The sequence below is a fragment of the Bradyrhizobium sp. TM233 genome, from assembly GCF_036247965.1.
Classification (GTDB): Bacteria; Pseudomonadota; Alphaproteobacteria; order Rhizobiales; family Xanthobacteraceae; genus Bradyrhizobium; species Bradyrhizobium ottawaense.
Window position 1 is genome coordinate 1 of the sequence record NZ_BTIG01000228.1, and the last position, 296, is coordinate 296.

1 protein-coding gene is annotated in these 296 nt (G+C 41.9%); it reads left to right on the plus strand.

Features of this window, described 5'->3' with window-relative positions:
- Window positions 1–274, plus strand: a 274-nt coding sequence (locus tag AABA86_RS34275; RefSeq protein ID WP_338309890.1) for a hypothetical protein, incomplete at its 5' end; no start/stop codon positions are given.
- Window positions 275–296: the final 22 nt, after the last annotated feature.

Sequence of the window (296 nt, forward strand, 5' to 3'; positions counted from 1 at the left end):
GGAGGATCCCCATTTTGCTGAAAGGATAATCGCTGCATTGGAAAGTCCAATGCATCAACCTGATTTTGCTGAGAGGATACTTGCTGCATTGGAGCATCCAATTGTACTCCATTTTGCTGAGGGGATAATTCCTGCATCGGAGCGTTTAATTGAGGAACTTGATTTTGTTGAGGAACCAAGTCAGTGTCATCAATGGTTAGGTCATGGATGCTTGCCCTTTTTCTCCTTTTTGGTGTACTATTCAGGCGAAGATAATACTTTTGAGCATGACTAGCAATTTGAGTTGGAGTTTTTGA